General features: G+C 35.6%; 1 protein-coding gene. It reads left to right on the top strand.

Going from position 1 to position 337, the window contains the following annotated elements:
- Positions 1 to 320, top strand: a 320-nt coding sequence (locus ACODS7_RS32890; protein WP_488828769.1) for a phage head closure protein, incomplete at its 5' end; no start/stop codon positions are given.
- Positions 321 to 337: the final 17 nt, after the last annotated feature.

The following is a 337-nucleotide window of genomic DNA, read 5'->3' as shown; positions in this document are numbered from 1 at the left end:
ATCCAGGTAAATTAGATAAACGTCTTACATTTCAAGTGAAAGACGATGAAGCAAAAAGCCCAGACGGTGATCCAATAGAAAGTTATAAGGATGCTTTTACTGTATGGGGTTCTTTTATTTTTTTAAAAGGAAGAAAATATTTTGAAGCAGCCGCAGCCAATAGCGAAATACAAGGTGAAACAGAAATCCGATATCGCGCAGATGTGAATGCTGATATGAAAATTAAGTATAAGAACGTAATGTATGACATTATTTCAGTTATCCCAACTGAAAAACACACTGTATCAATCATGTGGAAGCGTGGTGGAATGAATGGCTGATGGTGTTGATTTTTTAG

This window comes from Bacillus sp. FG16 (genome assembly GCF_057809515.1).
This window is presented reverse-complemented; position numbering and strand designations above follow the sequence as displayed.